General features: G+C 64.6%; 18 protein-coding genes and 1 pseudogene. 10 read left to right on the top strand and 9 right to left on the bottom strand.

Features of this window, described 5'->3' with window-relative positions:
- Positions 1-152 precede the first annotated feature (152 nt).
- From LIW51_RS03250 to menE, 6 genes are all read left to right on the top strand, one after another.
- The gene (locus tag LIW51_RS03250) at positions 153-1,049 is read left to right on the top strand and encodes a 1,4-dihydroxy-2-naphthoyl-CoA synthase (RefSeq protein ID WP_227375804.1); all 897 of its coding nucleotides are present in this window, start codon (positions 153-155) and stop codon (positions 1,047-1,049) included.
- 358 nt (positions 1,050-1,407) lie between these two features.
- Positions 1,408-2,151 (top strand): DNA-directed RNA polymerase subunit epsilon, encoded by a 744-nt coding sequence (locus LIW51_RS03245; protein ID WP_227375803.1) that lies wholly within the window; start codon positions 1,408-1,410, stop codon positions 2,149-2,151.
- Positions 2,152-2,376: 225 nt separating this feature from the next.
- Positions 2,377-3,138: a creatininase family protein gene (locus LIW51_RS03240; protein ID WP_227375802.1), complete on the top strand. Its 762-nt coding sequence runs from the start codon at positions 2,377-2,379 to the stop codon at positions 3,136-3,138.
- 112 nt (positions 3,139-3,250) lie between these two features.
- Complete coding sequence (locus tag LIW51_RS03235) at positions 3,251-4,192, top strand: 1,4-dihydroxy-2-naphthoate polyprenyltransferase (protein ID WP_227375801.1); 942 nt, start codon at positions 3,251-3,253, stop codon at positions 4,190-4,192.
- Positions 4,193-4,202: 10 nt separating this feature from the next.
- On the top strand, positions 4,203-5,225 hold the full coding sequence (locus tag LIW51_RS03230) for a mandelate racemase/muconate lactonizing enzyme family protein (RefSeq protein WP_227375800.1): 1,023 nt from the start codon (positions 4,203-4,205) through the stop codon (positions 5,223-5,225).
- Positions 5,222-6,712 carry an o-succinylbenzoate--CoA ligase gene (gene menE / locus LIW51_RS03225; protein ID WP_227375799.1) on the top strand — a complete coding sequence of 497 codons (1,491 nt, stop codon included), beginning with the start codon at positions 5,222-5,224 and terminating at the stop codon, positions 6,710-6,712. Before LIW51_RS03230 ends, menE begins: the two co-directional genes overlap by 4 nt.
- Here the strand turns inward: menE and LIW51_RS03220 are convergent.
- Positions 6,700-7,296 (bottom strand): CHRD domain-containing protein, encoded by a 597-nt coding sequence (locus LIW51_RS03220; protein WP_227375798.1) that lies wholly within the window; start codon positions 7,294-7,296, stop codon positions 6,700-6,702. The genes menE and LIW51_RS03220 overlap by 13 nt on opposite strands.
- Positions 7,297-7,390: 94 nt before the next feature.
- Between LIW51_RS03220 and LIW51_RS03215 the strand changes: the two genes are divergently transcribed.
- Both LIW51_RS03215 and LIW51_RS03210 read left to right on the top strand, forming a co-directional pair.
- The gene (locus LIW51_RS03215) at positions 7,391-8,092 is read left to right on the top strand and encodes an NRDE family protein (protein ID WP_227375797.1); all 702 of its coding nucleotides are present in this window, start codon (positions 7,391-7,393) and stop codon (positions 8,090-8,092) included.
- A 26-nt stretch (positions 8,093-8,118) separates the two neighbouring features.
- The gene (locus LIW51_RS03210; protein ID WP_227375796.1) at positions 8,119-8,469 is read left to right on the top strand and encodes a helix-turn-helix transcriptional regulator; all 351 of its coding nucleotides are present in this window, start codon (positions 8,119-8,121) and stop codon (positions 8,467-8,469) included.
- A 35-nt stretch (positions 8,470-8,504) separates the two neighbouring features.
- Here the strand turns inward: LIW51_RS03210 and chrA are convergent, their stop codons facing one another.
- From chrA to LIW51_RS03180, 6 genes and pseudogenes are all read right to left on the bottom strand, one after another.
- A complete protein-coding gene (chrA, locus tag LIW51_RS03205) occupies positions 8,505-9,851 on the bottom strand; it encodes a chromate efflux transporter (RefSeq protein ID WP_227375795.1) in 1,347 nt (448 codons plus the stop codon).
- A 52-nt stretch (positions 9,852-9,903) separates the two neighbouring features.
- Positions 9,904-11,352 carry an arylsulfotransferase family protein gene (locus LIW51_RS03200; protein ID WP_227375794.1) on the bottom strand — a complete coding sequence of 483 codons (1,449 nt, stop codon included), beginning with the start codon at positions 11,350-11,352 and terminating at the stop codon, positions 9,904-9,906.
- A gap of 114 nt (positions 11,353-11,466) precedes the next feature.
- Positions 11,467-11,919 carry a hypothetical protein gene (locus LIW51_RS03195; RefSeq protein WP_227375793.1) on the bottom strand — a complete coding sequence of 151 codons (453 nt, stop codon included), beginning with the start codon at positions 11,917-11,919 and terminating at the stop codon, positions 11,467-11,469.
- Between the two features lie 119 nt (positions 11,920-12,038).
- On the bottom strand, positions 12,039-12,590 hold the full coding sequence (locus LIW51_RS03190; RefSeq protein ID WP_497007383.1) for a DUF8054 family protein: 552 nt from the start codon (positions 12,588-12,590) through the stop codon (positions 12,039-12,041).
- Positions 12,587-13,360: pseudogene (locus tag LIW51_RS03185) on the bottom strand (nucleotide-binding protein). The gene LIW51_RS03190 and the pseudogene LIW51_RS03185 overlap by 4 nt, the downstream one beginning before the upstream one ends.
- A gap of 64 nt (positions 13,361-13,424) precedes the next feature.
- A complete protein-coding gene (locus tag LIW51_RS03180) occupies positions 13,425-13,721 on the bottom strand; it encodes a hypothetical protein (RefSeq protein ID WP_227375791.1) in 297 nt (98 codons plus the stop codon).
- 118 nt (positions 13,722-13,839) lie between these two features.
- On the opposite strand from LIW51_RS03180, the gene LIW51_RS03175 reads away from it, so the two are divergent.
- A complete protein-coding gene (locus LIW51_RS03175; RefSeq protein ID WP_227375790.1) occupies positions 13,840-14,190 on the top strand; it encodes a histidine kinase in 351 nt (116 codons plus the stop codon).
- Between the two features lie 108 nt (positions 14,191-14,298).
- Positions 14,299-14,436 carry a DUF7503 family protein gene (locus LIW51_RS03170; protein ID WP_227375789.1) on the top strand — a complete coding sequence of 46 codons (138 nt, stop codon included), beginning with the start codon at positions 14,299-14,301 and terminating at the stop codon, positions 14,434-14,436.
- Here LIW51_RS03170 and LIW51_RS03165 read toward each other — a convergent pair whose 3' ends face one another.
- On the bottom strand, positions 14,437-16,521 hold the full coding sequence (locus LIW51_RS03165) for a hypothetical protein (protein WP_227375788.1): 2,085 nt from the start codon (positions 16,519-16,521) through the stop codon (positions 14,437-14,439).
- A 19-nt stretch (positions 16,522-16,540) separates the two neighbouring features.
- Complete coding sequence (locus tag LIW51_RS03160; protein WP_227375787.1) at positions 16,541-17,224, bottom strand: DUF7504 family protein; 684 nt, start codon at positions 17,222-17,224, stop codon at positions 16,541-16,543.
- Positions 17,225-17,266 lie beyond the last annotated feature (42 nt).

Below are 17,266 nucleotides of genomic sequence, written 5' to 3'. Positions count from 1 at the left end.
GCGGCTTGCCGGGTTGGGGTGGTCGGTCGGAGGGCGGATAGGGGTGAACAGGGGGCGGACTGAAGGCTGGCTGAGGGATAGCTGAGAGCTGACCGGAAGCGAACTGGAGGTGGACGGGAACCTATTAGGTCGCTCCGTCTTCAGTTTCGAGCATGGTATCCGAACTCTTCGACGAGGAGCGCTGGGAGGAAATTTCGGAGTTCGACTTCTGCGACGTCACATACCATCGGGCGACCGACCAGGGCACGGTTCGAATCGCCTTCGACCGTCCCGAAGTTCGCAACGCCTTCCGACCCGGAACGGTGGACGAACTCTACCGCGCCCTCGACCACGCCAAGCGCCAGACCGACGTGGGCTGCGTCCTGCTCACCGGCAACGGACCGTCGCCGAAAGACGAGGGGTGGGCGTTCTGCTCCGGCGGCGACCAGCGCGTTCGCGGCGGCGCGGGGTACGAATATCAGGGCGAGGACGAAGCCAACGAGGCCGCGTCGAAGGCGGGTCGCCTTCACATCCTCGAAGTCCAGCGACTCATCCGCCACATTCCGAAGCCCGTCATCTGCGTGGTGCCGGGGTGGGCCGTCGGCGGCGGCCACAGCCTCCACGTCGTCTGCGACATGACGCTGGCGTCGGAAGAGCACGCGAAGTTCCTCCAGACCGACCCCGACGTGGCGAGCTTCGACGGCGGATTCGGCTCGGCCTACCTCGCCAAGCAGATCGGTCAGAAGAAAGCCCGCGAGGTGTTCTTCGTCGGGAAGACCTATTCCGCCGAGGATGCCGCGGAGATGGGCATGGTAAACGAATCGGTACCCCACGAGGAGTTGGAGGAGGTCGCGCTGGAGTGGGCCGCGGAGGTCAACTCGAAGAGTCCGACCGCGATGCGGATGCTGAAGTACGCCTTCAACATGGCCGACGACGGACTGGTCGGCCAGCAGGTGTTCGCGGGCGAAGCGACGCGCCTCGCCTACATGACCGACGAAGCGCAGGAGGGTCGGGACGCCTTCGTGGAGAAGCGCGACCCGGACTTCTCGGAGTACCCCTGGCACTACTGACGCAGCTTTTTCTTCGACGAATCGCCGAACCCGGACGGCGATTCCGATTTAAGTAGTTCTCGCGACAAAGGAGAGATATAGAGGAAGTGAGATCCATTCTAACGTACCCCATCACCCAGTAGCCGGGGCTGTACCCGACGAGTCAGTCGTGATATTCTCAACGACTCGCGCCCGGACGACCGCGGTCGATGTCTCGATTCCGCTTTAAGTGATTCTCGTGACAAGGGAAAGATATGGACGGAGCGGGGCTGATTCTGATGGAAGTCACACCGGCCGAAGAGCACTGCGTGTCGGTCGCGCGTTCGGACGACCGCCGCAAACCTACCTTTGAACTACCTCGACCGAGTAATGGGGAGCGATGCGTCGAGACGGCGACTCGCAAGCGGCCAGTTGGCAGTGGCAGTCCGGAGCGACCGCCGAGCCGGACGACCCGCGAAATCGGCCGCTCAGCCGACTTCCGGGCGACGGTGCGGTTCGGCGGGCGGATCTCCAGCGCGACGAATCGGTTCGGCGCTGGGGGCCTGTCACGCCGAGCGCGACGCTCATCGGGCGAGCGCAGTCCCCAGAATCGGACGTCGGGGAGAACATTCGGAGGCTGCACGAGGAGCGTCACTCGGCGATGGCGGGCCACAGCAGTCGGATGCACCACCTCGACAAACTCAGGGTCAGCCACGCGCTCTGCAACGACCTCGCGCTGACCCCGTGGCAACGTGACTGCGTCATCGGTATCATGGCGGAACTCAACCTCACCGCCTTCGGAAGCCAGCGGGCCATCCCGAAGGTCGCGCTGGTCGTCATCCGCCACGTCGTCGATCGAGAGCGCGAACACTACCTCGGACTGCACGACAGCGAGTGGATCGGCCAACTGCCGTCCGAGCGACTAGGTGACCTATACGACCAGTTCCAATCACTCACCGACGACGACCGCTTCGACGAACTCACGGAGAAACACGGTCTCGACATCACGAGCCTCAACCGACTCCGGCGGGTGCTCAAAGAGCAGATAGAAGAACAGGGGATTGAGTTCGCTGTCCACGGTCGGAACCCTCACCGCGACCCGAACCTCCCGAGCCTCACGAGTCGAGGGGAGAGACGAGATTGAAGGGTCACGGAGGAGAGAGGAATCTCGGCAGGAAGCGGTTCTGAGGTGAGAATCAGAGAATCGAGGAGAGAAGAATCCAAAGTAACCTTCCTCGTATCTATCCGTTATCGCGTGAAGCAGTTAAATCGAAACCTCTTCTGACGAGAACGGTGCCGAATCGGAAGCGCGAGCCGATGCCGGCGCTATCCCCCAAACCTAAGCTATTCTGGTTCGTTCAGTGATAGTATGTCTCCGCATACGTCCGTACTTCTCGAGGAGCACAGCTGGCCGGAGGTCGAGACGGCGCTCGAAGGTGGAACGCGAACGGCTATCGTCGCCGTTGGTTCGGTCGAACAACACGGCCCACACCTCCCGCTTATCATGGACACGTTAGCCGGTGACGAACTCGCGCGGCGCATCGCCGAAGAACTCGGGGACGCCCTTGCTGCGCCCACGATTCGACCCGGTTGCTCGGGACACCACATGGAGTTCCCCGGGACGATAACGATACCACCCGAAACGTTGATGGATCTGATCCGCTCGTACTGCCGGTCGTTAGACGAACACGGTTTCGAACACATCGTCCTCGTGCCAACCCACGGCGGTAACTTCGCGCCCGTCAACACCGCCGCTCCCGAAATCGCCCACGAGATCGACGCGAACGTGATCGCTTTGGCGAACCTCGACGAGCACATGGCGTTGATGAACGAGGGGCTGCGCGATGCCGACGTGGAGTACGAAGAACCGGTGATTCACGCGGGTGCCGCCGAAACGGCCATCGTTCTGGCGGTGGACGAAGGGCTCGTTCGAACGGACGAATTGGAAGTCGGCCGCGAGGGAGAGATATCGACAGCACGACTACTCAGCGAGGGGTTCAAAACCATCACTCGAAACGGCGTCCTCGGCGACCCCCGAGAAGCGACCCCCGAGGCGGGAGAGGCGATCCTCCAGAAGGTGACGACCGCGTACGTCGAGCGAATCGAGGCCGAGCGCGACGCTGCCAAATGATCGCCTCGGAGTCCGCCGCTCCGGCCGCGCAACTCGATGCGCTCCATCGACCGAGAGCAGCACCCTCCGAAACCGCAGACGCTATGCCCCTCACGTCAAAACTACTGCAGTAATGACCGAAACGGCGACGGAGATTTCCCGCACGAAGGCGTGGCTGATGGCGGCCCGACCGCACACCCTGCCCGCCGCCGCCGCTCCCGTCATCGTCGGCGTCGGCCTCGCCGTTCACGAGGGGCTGTTCGCCCCGCTTCCCGCGCTCGCCGCCTTCGTCGGCGCGGCGCTCATCCAGATCGGCACCAACCTCGCTAACGACTACTACGACGCCGTGAAGGGCGTCGATACCGACGAACGGACGGGGTTCACCCGCGTGACCCAATCCGGACTCATCCCGCCCGGCGAGGTCAAACGCGCGATGTACTCCACATTCCTGCTCGCCGTCCTCGTCGGCGTCTACCTCGTCTACATCGGCGGCCTGCCGATTCTCGTCGTCGGTCTCGCCAGCGTCGCTAGCGGCATCGCCTACGCGGGCGGGCCGTACCCCCTCGGCTCGCACGGACTGGGCGACCTGTTCGTGTTCGTCTTCTTCGGCGTCGTCGCCGTGATGGGCACCGTCTACGTGCAGGCCGCGGCGGTGCTCGCCGCCCCCCTCGCGCTCGGCATCCCCGCCGGAACCGTCACGTGGCAAGCGTTCCTCGCCAGCCTTCCCGTCGCGGCCATCTCCACGAACATCCTCGTCGTGAACAACGTCCGCGACTTGGAGACCGACCGCGAGGCGGGCAAGCGGACGCTCGCGGTGCTCGTCGGCTACCGGGTGAGCCGGGCGGAGTTCGTCGGCATGCTAGCGCTCTCGTACCTCGTTCCGGTGTACTTCTGGGCGAGCGATACGTTCGGAGCGGTCGTCCTCCTTCCGCTGCTCACGATACCCTACGCCGCGACGATCGCCGGAAGCGTGCTCACGAATGCCTCCGGCGAGGCGCTCAACCCGGCCCTCGAACAGACCGGCAAACTGCTGGCCGTCCACTCGCTCTTGTTCGCCCTCGGGATGGTGCTCTGAGAATCGAACCATGCAAATCGAAACGAGAGAGTTCTCGCTTCCGCTCGAATCACCGCTCGACACGGCGCGTGGGAAGATAGAGCGTCGGGAGGGCGTTCTCGTCCGAATCGAAGACGGCGACGAGGTCGGGATCGGCGAGGCGACACCCCTCCCCGGCTGGACCGAATCGCTCCCGGCCTGTCAGGCGGCGCTCGCCGGTGTGGGCGACCCGGACGCCGCGCTGACCGACCTCGATTCGACGCCCGCGGCCCGCCACGCGCTCGCGCTCGCGCTGGCCGACGTTCGAGCGAAACGCATCGACGAACCCCTCTACCGACACCTCGGCGGGCCGGAGACCGTCGAGGTCGTCCCCGTCAACGCGACCGTCGGCGACTGTTCGCCGTCCGACACGGCGACGGCGCTGAGTGAGGCGGTCGAAGCGGGGTTCGAGTGCGTGAAGGTCAAGGTCGGCGCGCGCTCGGTCACCGACGACGTGGTTCGGCTTCGAGCGGTTCGCGACGAAGTCGGCTCCGACGTGGAACTCCGCGCGGACGCGAACGGTGCGTGGTCGCGTGCGCAGGCGCGCGAAGCGTTTCACAAATTCGACTCCCTCCGGATAGCCTACGTCGAACAACCCCTCCCCCCGGACGACTTGGACGGTCTCGCCGACCTCCGCAGTCGGTCGGTCGGCGTCGCGGCGGACGAGTCGGTAGCCGAAACCTCGGTCGACGAGGTGCTCGGTGCCGGGGCCGCCGACGTGCTCGTCTGTAAACCGATGGTGCTCGGCGGCCCGGACATGGCAGTCGAGGTCGCAAAACGGGCCCGCGACGCGGGCGTGACCCCGGTCGTGACGACGACCATCGACGGGGTGGTCGCCCGGACGGCGGCGATACACGTCGCGGCTGCCATCCCCGACCGCCCGGCCTGCGGTCTCGCCACCGGAACCTTGCTGGCCCGCGACCTCGGCCCGAACCGCACGCGAATCGTCGACGGAGCGGTGAGCGTCCCGCAGGAACCGGGCAACGGCGTCGCCGACACGTGGGGACAGCTATGAGGTGGACGAAAACGAGAGACTGGCTCGCACACCGGGCGGAGATATCGCCGGACGCGACCGCCGTCGTCGAAGCCGAAGACGGAAGCGAGCGGACGTACGCCGACCTCGATTCGACGGTGGAGAAGACGGCCGGACGGCTCGCCGGACTGGGTCTCCGCGCGGGCGACCACCTCGGCGTGCTGATGGAGACTCGGATGGCGGCGGTTCGGCTCGTCCACGCCGCGATGCGACTCGGCTGCGTGCTCGTCCCGCTGAATGTTCGACTCGCCCCGCCCGAACTCCGGCGACAGGTCGCGGTGACCGACCCGTCGGCGCTCGTCTGCGACGCCGACACCGAGTCGGTCGCGCGCGACGTCGCCGGGGACGTGCCGGTCGTCTCGGTCGACCCGTCGGACGGGGCGACGCTCGCCGAGTCCGAGCGAGCGAACTTCGTCCCGGCGGAGTGGGCGTGCGACGACCCGCAGGTGATGCTGTTCACGTCGGGAACGACCGGGAATCCGAAGGCGGTCGCGCTCACGACGGGGAACCTGCTGGCGAGCGCCACCGCCTCCGCGTTCCGGTTGGGCGTCCTCCCCGGCGACCGCTGGCACCTCTGCCTCTCGTCGTACCACATGGGCGGTCTCGCGCCGCTCCTGCGTTCGACGGTGTACGGGACCGCGGTCGTCGTACAAGAGGGGTTCTCCCCCGCGGAAACGCTGTCGCACCTCCGCGAGTACGGAGCCACCGGCGTCTCGCTCGTGCCGACGATGCTCCGCCGACTGCTGGAGGAGGGCGACCTCTCCGATTCCTTGCGGTTCGTCCTCCTCGGCGGCGCGCCCGCCCAGGACGACCTCGTCGCGGAGTGCGTAGCGCGAGGAGTGCCGGTCTGCCCGACCTACGGGATGACGGAGACCGCCTCGCAGATTGCCACCGCCCGCCCAGAAGAGGCGTTTTCCCGCGTCGGCACGGTCGGGCGACCGCTGATGTTCACGGAGGTCACGGTCGTCGACGAGAACGGCGATCCCGTTCCGGCGGGCGAACCGGGCGAACTCGTCGTCTCCGGGCCGACCGTGATGGCGGGTTACTACGACAATCCGAGCGCGACCGAGAGCGCGTTCGGGGAGTACGGCCTGCACACGGGGGACGTGGGCTACCGCGACGAAGGCGGCCGAATCTGGGTGTTGAATCGGCGTTCCGACCGTATCGTCACAGGCGGCGAGAACGTGCATCCCGGCGAGGTCGTCGAGGTGCTGCTGGAACACCCCGAGATTCGGGAGGCCGCGGTCGTCGGTATCGAAGACGACGAGTGGGGCGAACGAGTCGGTGCGCTCGTGGTGCCCGAGACCGACGAGGCGGTGACGCTCGAATCGGTTCGCGCCTTCTGCGGCGGTCGACTCGCCGGCTACAAACACCCCCGCATGCTCGAAACCGCCGAGGAACTGCCCCGAACCGCGTCGGGGACGGTCGACCGCGAAGCGGTTCGTGAGCGACTCCGCTACGATCCCTGAACCTGCAAACCGACGGAGCGGGAGACGCCGAACCCGTCTCCCGCGTCCACGCCGATCCGCTGTCGGAACCGAACCCGCGCGGTCGAGACGGACGAGAGCTGACCGCGAATCTCGCCCGCCGGATTCGATTTCGTATGAACGTTGACGTACGCATTACCGTTCTCGATAGCGGAAGTCAGTGAGTCGAGCGAGCGTCCTTCCAGTGGGCCGACGAGGTCGCCCGCGAAGAACCGCCTCGCCGAGAGGACGCCGTCGAACCGACCCGGAACGCGCTGCGGCTGTCGCGCCTGCGGGTCGGGATACAGCCACGTCACGACGGGGCCGTTCTCCCCTTCGCTTCCGCGATGGATGTGCGCCTGCGTGACGTTTTCGATTCCGGTGGCGAGCAGGATGAAGCGCATTCCTGGCCCTTCCCGGACGAACACCGCCGCCCCTTCGGCGTTCGTCTCGACCGTATCCGGTTGCTCGTCACCCGTCATTCGTCCCGCGCTGAGCGTCGTTCCGTCCTGCGATTGTGCGGTGACGACGCCGGCTCCCGCACCGAGTGATACCCCCGCCTTGAGCACGTCGCGTCTGTCGAGCATGCGTTTTCCCCCGGTGAATATCCACAGGCGGACGCATAAGTGACGGGGGTACCGGCGACGAATCCTTTTATTCGATGCCGCCTTACTGTTCGGCGTGTGTACACTCATCGTCGCGTGGCGGGTGTTCGACGGAACGCCGGTCGTCGCCGCCGCGAATCGGGACGAAGCCCTGTCGCGTCCGTCGCGTTCGCCCGGGGTTCTCGACCGCGAGCCGACCGTCGTCGCCCCGCAGGACGAGGAGGCCGGGGGGACGTGGATCGGCTACAACGAGCACGGGCTGTTCGTCGGGGTGACGAACCGCCGAGCCGACATAGAAGGTGAACGCTCCCGCGGGCTGCTGGTTCGGGACGCGTTGGCCCGCGAATCCGCGGCGGACGCCCTCCGATTCGTTCACGACGAACTCGCTGAATGGCGGTTCGCGGGGTTCAACCTCTTCATCGCAGACGCGGAGGAAGCGACCCTGTTGGAGTGGGACGGCATCCTCGAAACGACGCACCTGGAACCGGGAATCCACGTCGTCGTCAACGAGGGGTTGAACGGCGCCGCGCCGAAAGCCGAGCGCATCCGGGCCGAATCCCATCCCGAACCGGGCGAAGACGTGTCGCTTCCCGAGTGGCGCGACCGAGTGAAAGCGGTGCTCCGCGACCACGACATCGGCGCGTGCGTCCACGGCGAGGGGTACGGAACTCGGTCGTCGTCCATCGTAACCGTCGACGCCGACGGCACCGGAGCGTACGAGTTCGCCGACGGGCCGCCCTGCGAGACGGAGTACGAGGACGTGGAAAGTCACCTTTAAACGCCCGCCCATCCCAGTATTGGAACATGAGCACGGCAACGTCCGAGGAAGACCTTACCGAGGACGAGTTCGCGGGACTCGAACTCGTCCGCGAGACGGGCGGTATCCACCAGAGTGACTTCTGGAAACAACTCGACGTCTCGTCGCGGAAGGGGAGTCGGATCATCGAGTCGTTGGTGGAAAAGGAGCTCGTCCAGCGACAGGAGACCGTCTACGACGGGCACAACACCTACTTCGTCACGCCCGCCGCGAAAGACCTCGACTTCTCGCTTCTGATGGCGGGCGACATGCTCTCGCCGTTCATCGGGGAGGAAGAGATCGACCCCGAGAGCGACGCCTTCTCGCAGTGGATAATGAACCTCGCCTACGAAGAGTAGAGAAAAACCGCTTTCCGCGAAACGGTGCCGGAATCTCAGACGACGGAGCCGACGACGAGACCGGCCACACCGCCGCCGACAATGAGGTACGCCGCGTCCACGCCGCGCACGAACAGGGCGAACGTCACGACCGCGAGGAGGGTCGTGAACGGGTCGACGAGCGCCTCGCGGGCGAGCGTCACGGTCGCACCCACGATGGCTCCGACGACGGCCGCGTTGATTCCCGTCAGCGCGACCTGAACGACTTCGTTCTCGCGGATGCGTGCCACGTACGGAAACAGTCCCATGATGAAGACGAAGGAGGGGGCGAACGCGCCGACCGCGGCGACGAACGCGCCGACGACGCCCCAGAAAACGCTGGCTCCGTAGGTTTCGTACATCAATTCGTAGCCGACGAACGCCGTGGTCATCACCACCGGTCCGGGGGTCAACTGGCCGATGGCGATTCCGTCCACAAACGCGTTCGAGGAGAGCCACCCGAACTCGCCGACGACGTACTTCTCGATGAACGGGATGAGCACCAACCCGCCGCCGTAGATGAACGACCCGGTGTAGAGCATGAACAGGAATAGTTTCAGCCAGAGGTTGCCCCAGATAGCGCCGACGATGGGGGCGACGCCGCTCGACGGAACGAGACGAACCAGCCAGCCGAGGAGACGGTCGCGGAGGACGTAGAGGACGCTGCCGACGGCCGCGACGGCGACGCCGACGCTCACCGACCGCGGGTTCTCTCGCAGCCACTCCGTTCGATATACGGCGACGGCGGCGACGCCCGCGACGACGAACTCAAGCACGGGATTCGGATTGACGAGAACCGTCGCGGTCAGCGCCCCGACGAGGAGTCCGAGGAGCTTCCAATCGACCGACCAATCGTCGGCTCCGACGCTGAACGAGAACGTGTCGTCACCCCGTCCGAGGGCGCTCCGGGCCATCGAGTAGGACGCGCCGACGATGAGTCCGATGACGACCGGATTGATGCCGTAGAACATCATCATCGTCGCCGGGAATCGACCGTAGGCGAAGTAGAGGTACGAGAAGCCGACCACGAGCGTGAACGTCGGAAGCATGAACGTCGCGCCGGCCACCAGCGCGCCGAGCGTGCCCGCCCGAATCCATCCCATGAAGATGCCGAGTTGGGTCGAGGCCGGGCCGGGGAGCACGTTGCAGATGGCGAGCCCCTCCGCGAACGTCGATTCGTCCGTCCACCCCTCGCTCCCCTCGCCGACCAACTCGTCTTCCATCATGGCGATGTGAACCAGCGGGCCGCCGAATCCGACCAGCCCGATCTTCAGAAAGAACGCCGCGACTTCGAGGAGTCGCGCGCGCGACGGCGTTCCTTTGTAGCCGGTCGCCGATTCGCCGGCGACGGTGTCGTCACCCATCGGTATTACTCCGGAGGCCGCGACGAAAAAGTTGCCCGCGAGATGCGGCGGTTCAGTCCTCTTTCGAGGTCTTCTCGCGGAGGAGTTCCGTCGGCGAACCCAACCGTCGCAGCACGAGCCAGCGCACCTCCGCACCGCCCCACACGAGCGCGACGACGAGGCCGACGGCGAGACCGAGCAGTTCCTGAATGCCGAGCCACACCGGCGTGATGTACATCAAGCCGTTCAGGTACTTTCCGGGGATGAACGACTTCACCGTGATCCAGAATCGGTCGCTCAGCGTCCCCGTCCTCGTCGCCAGTTCGGCGCTCTGCGCGCTCTCGCCGCCCGTGCTCTCGTCGTCCGTCCCGAGGCGTTCGACCTCGTAGGGGAACGCGATGTTCACGCGCCAGACGACATCGCCCTGCCGGTTCACTTCAAAGACCCGGTTCCCGTTCGAATCGGCGATGAGGGTGTGGTCGTTCGGGAGACGGTCGGCATCGCGGGGCCACTGCATCCGCGCGTCACGCCACGTCCACGTGCGCGTCCACTTACCGCCTTCGCGCTGGTACTCGACGACGCGATTGTTCTCGCTGTCGGCGACGATGGCCGCCGGGCCGCCGTTCGATTCGGGGATGAAATCGGGGTTGTGCTGCTCGTAGAGGATGCTGTAGTTGTCCTCTTCGCCGAGCGTCCAGTTTCGGACGAGTCCGTCGCGGTTCAGAAACACGACGCGATCGTGGTTACGCATGCTGACCATCAACCGCCCGTCTTCGAGAACTTCGACGTCGTTGATGTGGCTCCAATCCTTGGGATACGGACCGCCGGTCTTCGACGGCGAGAAGGCGTCGCTGGCGTTCCACGTCCAGACTATCTCGTCGGTCTTCGCGTTTGCGATGAAGACGCGGTCGAGGTAGATGTCCGCCACGGCGATGTGCGTCCCGTTGATGCGGTCGATATCGTGGTAGCGGGACGCCTCCTTCCCCGGCGTTCGCTGCGACCACACTCGCGTCGTCTCGCCGGTCGTCAAGTTGACGCGCTCGAACCCGTTTCGCGTGCACGCGCGGATGTCGCCGTGAACATCGAGATACTCGTTCCACGTGGCGTTGTCGACGGCGTAGTCGCTGTGATTCCACGTTTCAGGACACTCCTTCGGGTCGAGATGATCCGCGTAGGAGTATTCGACGGTCGCCCGAGTGCCGGGAACGGGGTCGACGTCCCAGTACCGAGTGTGCGTATCGTTGTAGTATAGGACGCTTCCGTCGGGGTTGAACGCGACCAGTTCGGCGCGCGCCCGCGGCCCCTCGCTCTGCTGGCCTCGCCACGAGTTCGAGTCCGTGGCAACGACCGTGATATTGTCGCGCGGCGGTACGATCGGTTCGCGCGTCGTCACCCCGTCCGCGTCGAGATGTTGTTCGAACGTCGTGTCGGATTTCGCGGTTACGTACCCGTATCCGACCGGAAGAACGGAGAGTATCAGCAACACCGCAAAAGCGGCGCGAAGACCAGACTTCGAAACCATACGGAAAACTTCACCAGCGGGAGTTTAATCTTTCCGGCACAGTGTGAAACGGATGCGTGATATCGACTACCAGAGCCGAGGGGGTTGATCCGTTCTCCCTCATACGTCACCGACCTAACTCGAATCGCGGTCGGCGACGCGCTCCAATCGCTCGACCAGCTCCTCGTCGGAACGAGACGATTTGTCCGACGCGCTACCGTCTCCTCCGTCGGCGGAATCGTCCCGACGAGAACGTACCCCGCTCCGAACGGCGCGTAGTTCGGTTTCGAGGGCGCGTCCGAGCAGGCGACCGACCTCACGGCCGAGGAACGAACCGACTCGCGCTCCGCGGCCGCCGGACGGACGACGCTCCGCCGACCGCGACTCGGTCTCGCCGCCCCGCGAATCCGAACTCATCGACAGGCGTAGTTCCACTTCGTCCAGACCGACCGACAATTCGTCTATGTCCGCCGTCACGCCGGAGAGGTCGAGGGACAACCCGCCGAGACCGAGACGAAACTGACGCTCGCTTCCGCCGCGTTCGTCGTCCGTCGCTCTCCCCTCGTCGTCGCTCTCCTCACTTTCCATGCTGAGTCACGTCGGGCGCGCTGCCGACCCTAATCGTCACGCCGTCGTTCCTACTGTAGCTTTCGCCTGACTTTCGACCCGAACGGTCGGGACACGAAGCTGCGGACGAGAGGCGCGACTCAGCCGCCTAACTGGTCGTCCAGCCCCCACTCCTCGGCCCGGCGTTCCGCTTCCTCCCGCGCCTGCTCCTGTATGGCGCCGATCTTCTCGTCGTCGTCGAGAAACGCCTCCAGCGCGCTGGTCTGGGAGTCCTCGCGGTCGCCGTCTAGCGACCGTATCCGCTGGTGCACGCGAGCGCGTCTGCGCGGCAAGTTCCGGGTCGCCCGCCAGTCGCTCGGCGGGCATCCCCGGCGGAACTCGTCGCTCATCCGCTTCGTGAACAGCGGCGAGTTCATCCGGGGCAGTCGGTGGAGGTCGACGCTGTAGGGGCCGGGCACCGCGAGGTCAGCTATCGCCTCGGGGCCACCGCGGTCGGTTCCGGTGTGGTACGCGAGCACCGGCACGCCCGCCTCGAAGGTCACCACGCCCCGCCCGTCCGCGTCGAGGAGGAGCGAGTCCTGCGGCTCGAATACGGCGTACCCGGTTAATTCGCGCTCCGCCGCGGCGACGAGCGCGGTCACCGGGTCGCTGACGACGCGAGAACGAACGAGTTCGCCACGCGGGAGTCTCATGGCGAGTCGGGGATGACCGCACTCCGGAAGCGTTCGGCGACCCCCTCCGATTCGCCCGTCCGAACGTCGAGCGCGGCGGCCGCGTCGTGGTAGGCTCGCGCTGCCGCGCTCTCGGGCGCGTGCGCGAGGAGGGGTTCGCCCGACTTTTAGGCGGCGCGCGCCGCGTCGTCGTCGGGAACTGCGGCGAGCGTCGGCCCGCCGAAGTAGCGTTCGCTCTTGTCCGCTATCGCCACCACGTTCTCGTCCTCGTGAACCTTGTTGAACAGCACACCCGCCGTCTCCGTGCCGCACGACCGGGCGTACTCTTGGACTTTCAGGCCGTCGCTGAGCGACGGAATTGTCGGCTGGAGCACGACGACGACTCGGTCGGCGAGGATCACGGGGAGGACGACGCTCTTGCTGCCGAGTGCCGCGGGCGAGTCGAGCAAGAGCACGTCGGTCTCGGACGCGAGTTCGGCGACCACGTCCTGTAAACGGTCGGGGTCGGCGCGTTCGAACGCGGACAGGCTCGTTCCGCAGAGGACGACCCGCATTCCGAAGCGTTCGTAGACGGTGTTCTCGACCTTCGCGCCGCACTCATCGATGAGGAGGTTGTGGAGCGTAGTTTCCACGTCGGTCAACCTGACGTGGAAGAGCAGGTTTGCCATCCCCGTATCGGCGTCCACGACCGTCACGTCGTACTCCTCGGACAGGGCCATCCCGAGCGAAAGCGTGTTCGAGGTCTTTCCAGTCCCGCCTTTACCGCTCGCAACCGCAAACGCCTCGACCATCGTCTTACACTCCGGTCGCCATCGGTTAAAAATTCGTGCCCTTCGACCGCGGAAAAGATGGACGCTACCGACCGAGTTCCGTCGGTGTGCGCAAGACGGAGAGGGAAACCGCTATCGACCGTTCTAGGGCGTCGAGAAGAGCGACCAATGGGGCTGTCAGCGGGAACCGCAAGGCAAGGTGAAGCCAGTCAGTCTTAGCGTTTTGAGCCGACTGGCGACAGCGGGATGCACGCAGCAGTCCGGCGACGACGATGCAGACGACGTGTCGCAGTGCATCGCTCGTCCACTGGTCGAGCGGCGGTGACCAGTTAGAGAGTCGTAAGTTCGAATCGACCGTTCGTTCGTTTCTCGCACATCCCACTCCCGACTACAACACACATTGTATGAAAATTTACTCTAGCCATACGTGTATGTTAAGTGCATTGATGTCGAGACGAAATTCGATATCGTTTTCAAACAACTGTGCAGTAGCATACCACATGGAGTCCCCGAAAAGCGACCTGACGACGCCTCCGCTCGCTCGCGTGCTGGTCTATCCGGCGCGCGTGAAGTTCCTCAGCGTTCTCGCTGACAATCCCGGCGAGAGCTTCGGCGCGACCGAACTCGCAGTCCACGCCGGAACTGCCCCGAGTACGTGGACGGCTCACCGCGACGACCTCCTCGATCTCGACCTGATCGAAGAAACCGAGACGGGAGGTGTGTATCCGGAGTACACGCTCGCCTCGACGGCTCACGCTCAACTGCTCCGACGACTGTCCGAAGAGTTGGATGCGTTGCTTCACGAACTGAACGACCCATTGTCGGACGCTATCGGTGGTTTTGCTCAGTGAGAATGCGTAGCATAGATTGATGTTATTATTCTATACTTGCACTTATTAATATTATTTATGTATTATTAAAAAAATTATAATTCGTGTGGGTATCATCTTTCGTATGCGATGGCACGGAAGAATGCGATGGGCGACTACTTGGCAACGTACCCGCGGATGATCGGCGCGCTGTTCGCGCTCAGTGTCGCGCTGATGCACGCAGGAAACGTTCTCGCGAATGCAGGAGGATCGGAAGGTGGACCGTAATTAACCGTCGATATTCATCGCAGACAGCTCGTCACTCCAATACAACTGGTCACCGATTTCGATAGGCATCGTCTCGGATTTGAGACTCGAATTGAACTCTTCGGGAGAGAGTTCGATAGTGGTCAACGGTGCCGACGAGATGTATCTGGTATTCGATGAATCGGCATGGAATACGTTCATCGTCCCGATACCGTACAAGTCGTTCGGATAGGCGTTCACTTCGACGTCGAACCGACCGTCGTCCAGTGATTCGACGCGAAGATGAAGCGGCACTCCGCTCTCGCTTTGCACGAGCGTCACGCCGCCGTCCCCGAGAACGATATACTGATAGCCGTGCATTGAGTGTTGCTGTGCGATCGACAGTCCCGCTCGGAGCGAAAATCCGCAGTTCAAGAGGCGAGCTAGAATCTGGCCGAGCTCGGTCGCCATCGGATTGCCGACCGGCGAGAGCGTGGCGACGCCGCCGTAGCTCCCTTTCTTGACGAGTTCGTGACCCTGCTCGTACGACGCGCAGGCGTTCAGGAGGAACGCCTTCACGCGAACTTCGTCGAGCGAACTAGCGTCGAGTGAGCCGTCAGCACACAGGAGTCCGCGGTCGTCGACGTGACCGATGTAGTGGAGGAAATCGGCCGTCCCAGCGAGCAACTCCGCGAGTTCGTCGCGCGTCAGGTCGTAGTGAGCAGTGACCTCGAACCGGAGCAAATCGCGCACGCCGTAGAGTTCCCGCACCACGTCCTCGTCTTGCATCTTACCGTCGTTACAGACGACGTGAATGTCGATGGTGTCGGACGAGGGCTGGCGGTCGACGCGCCGTCGAAGCGCGCGCACGTCGAATTTGTTGACCTCCAGCGGATAGCCCGCCCCGGCCCACGCCTGCTCGATGACGTTCGGCATCGGATCGACTTGGAACACGTCGCGATCGTCCACCGCGTCCCAGCTATCCGACCCGCGTACCAACACGTCCGAGGACGGTGCGCGGAAGAACTCGGTCTGGGCGTCAGACATCGGCGACGCCGACTTCGGGTTCGGATGCTCCGGGATTCGAACGAGCGCGAGGTCTTTGGCGAGATATGGCGCGTATTCGACGTTTTCGACCGTCGGCGTAACGTCGACGCCGAGTCGCCAGTTCGGCACGTACGGTTTGATCGTCTCGAACGGTATCGAGAGATAGTGGTCGAGGCGTTCCGGCATCGGCGCGTCGTAGAGCGCCGCGAAATCGAGGTCGACCAGCGGTTCGACATGCTGGCGCTCGTGGAGGGCTACCTTGTAGTAGCCCTCGGTACGGGTGAGACAGTCGAGGAAGAACGTCTGCCGGAACACGCGGCTGACCGTCGCTTCGTACCCGCCGGTTCCGTCGAGCGAGCGTTCGAACGACCCCGCGACGAGGCGCGGGTCGGTTCCGGGGACGACCTCCGCGCTGAGGTAGTACGCGAGCGATACGGCGGGGAAGACGTGTTCGCGGTCGGGCGGAAGGACAAGTTCGACGCCCGTCTCCGGGCGCTCGACACCGGCGGGAGCGGAGAACGACTCCCCGCGTTCGACGAGCGGCGGGTGGCCGCGGAGGGTGGGAAACGACCGCTCGGGGCTGGTCGTCTTCAGCGCCGACCCGAACAGCGACACTGCGCGCATCACGTCTTCGGTGTCGTCGGTGACGGTTATCGTCCCCGCCGGGCGGTCGTGATAGGAGCGCACCCCGACGCGAACCGTAGTCTCCTCGCCGAAATGGAACACGACTTCGGAGTCCGTATGCTCGAGTCGGGCGGCGCTCTCAACGGCGAGATAGAGTTTCATCGGGGCCGTGCTCAGTTCGACGAGATACGAGTCGGCGTCGAGGGTTCGGTCGCGGCCGTCGGAGGTTTCGACGACCATCGTCCCGTCCTGTCGCCGTATCGTGAGCGGAACGAGTTTCGGGACTTCGAGCGCCGTCGTTTCGATGGCGACGGCGGCATCGACGGGGAAGTAAAACGAGGTAGTTTCGACGGGCATCGGGCGAATCGGTTCGGGCGTAAACAACGCGAATCGGACGTTCTCGATGGGGTCGTAGATGTCGAGCCCGGCACGGTCGGGATGCCGCCAAAGTTCCATAGCAGGTGGTGTATACCGATTACGATAGTTCTACCCAGTGAGTCGTCTCATCGAGCGCAGGAACGTGCCACCGCTGTTCGGCCCGTCCTGGTCGCTTCCGGAGTTCGATTCGCGCGTCGAACAGCGACGAAAGGTCGTCCACGAGCGGGTCGTCGTCCGACAGGCGAAGGTGGTAGTGAGCCATTCCGGAGCTACCTCGGACGATGGCGGTGAGACTACGGAGAAACTGTTCGAGCGTGACGAGGTCGTCGCCGCCGGAGAGCGCCTCGACGGAGTCGACGCCGAGACGAAGTTCGGCGGGATCGAATCCCCCGACTTCGACGCCGCAGCGACCGATAGCGGAGATCACCTCCGTCCGGAGCGTCTCTCGGTCGAACTCTGATGAAGCAGTGGTCGCGGTGGCCGCCGCGGCTCGCCGGTCGATTCGACGGTCGACGACGCGGGTGTTCGGATCGTCGGACGAGGCCGGAAGATGCGCGTCGGCGTCGAGCGCGGTCGGGTCGGTGAGTGCGAGAACGCGCGTTCGTTGCCCTTCTCCGAAGAGCGTCCGACTGAACGCGGCGCTCGTCTCACTGGGTACGTCACCGGTGACGAGCAGGTTGCTCCCATGGGATTTCAGCCCTGCGAGCCATTCGGTGAACGTCACGTCGAGTTCGTCCGAATCCTCGCCCGACCCGCTCCGAAATTCGAGGCGAGAAGCCATTGATAAGGCGGACGTTTCGATGCAAAATAAGGGTTTGGGGTC

Source organism: Haladaptatus halobius, from assembly GCF_020618475.1.
GTDB classification, from domain to species: Archaea; Halobacteriota; Halobacteria; order Halobacteriales; family Haladaptataceae; genus Haladaptatus; species Haladaptatus halobius.
The sequence above is the reverse complement of the archived record's forward strand: the minus strand, read 5'-3'. Positions and strand labels throughout refer to the sequence as shown.

Excerpts from the sequence above, each read along its gene's own strand:
- menE (WP_227375799.1), top strand. The coding sequence starts at position 5,222 with ATGAGGTGGACGAAAACGAGAGACTGGCTCGCACACCGGGCGGAGATA.
- chrA (WP_227375795.1), bottom strand. The coding sequence starts at position 9,851 with ATGGGTGACGACACCGTCGCCGGCGAATCGGCGACCGGCTACAAAGGA.
- LIW51_RS03175 (WP_227375790.1), top strand. The coding sequence starts at position 13,840 with ATGGAGTCCCCGAAAAGCGACCTGACGACGCCTCCGCTCGCTCGCGTG.
- LIW51_RS03200 (WP_227375794.1), bottom strand. The coding sequence starts at position 11,352 with ATGGTTTCGAAGTCTGGTCTTCGCGCCGCTTTTGCGGTGTTGCTGATA.
- LIW51_RS03165 (WP_227375788.1), bottom strand. The coding sequence starts at position 16,521 with ATGGAACTTTGGCGGCATCCCGACCGTGCCGGGCTCGACATCTACGAC.
- LIW51_RS03160 (WP_227375787.1), bottom strand. The coding sequence starts at position 17,224 with ATGGCTTCTCGCCTCGAATTTCGGAGCGGGTCGGGCGAGGATTCGGAC.
- LIW51_RS03220 (WP_227375798.1), bottom strand. The coding sequence starts at position 7,296 with ATGCTCGACAGACGCGACGTGCTCAAGGCGGGGGTATCACTCGGTGCG.
- LIW51_RS03195 (WP_227375793.1), bottom strand. The coding sequence starts at position 11,919 with ATGGAAAGTGAGGAGAGCGACGACGAGGGGAGAGCGACGGACGACGAA.
- LIW51_RS03190 (WP_497007383.1), bottom strand. The coding sequence starts at position 12,590 with ATGAGACTCCCGCGTGGCGAACTCGTTCGTTCTCGCGTCGTCAGCGAC.
- LIW51_RS03170 (WP_227375789.1), top strand. The coding sequence starts at position 14,299 with ATGGCACGGAAGAATGCGATGGGCGACTACTTGGCAACGTACCCGCGG.
- LIW51_RS03230 (WP_227375800.1), top strand. The coding sequence starts at position 4,203 with ATGCAAATCGAAACGAGAGAGTTCTCGCTTCCGCTCGAATCACCGCTC.
- LIW51_RS03235 (WP_227375801.1), top strand. The coding sequence starts at position 3,251 with ATGACCGAAACGGCGACGGAGATTTCCCGCACGAAGGCGTGGCTGATG.
- LIW51_RS03240 (WP_227375802.1), top strand. The coding sequence starts at position 2,377 with ATGTCTCCGCATACGTCCGTACTTCTCGAGGAGCACAGCTGGCCGGAG.
- LIW51_RS03210 (WP_227375796.1), top strand. The coding sequence starts at position 8,119 with ATGAGCACGGCAACGTCCGAGGAAGACCTTACCGAGGACGAGTTCGCG.
- LIW51_RS03245 (WP_227375803.1), top strand. The coding sequence starts at position 1,408 with ATGCGTCGAGACGGCGACTCGCAAGCGGCCAGTTGGCAGTGGCAGTCC.
- LIW51_RS03250 (WP_227375804.1), top strand. The coding sequence starts at position 153 with ATGGTATCCGAACTCTTCGACGAGGAGCGCTGGGAGGAAATTTCGGAG.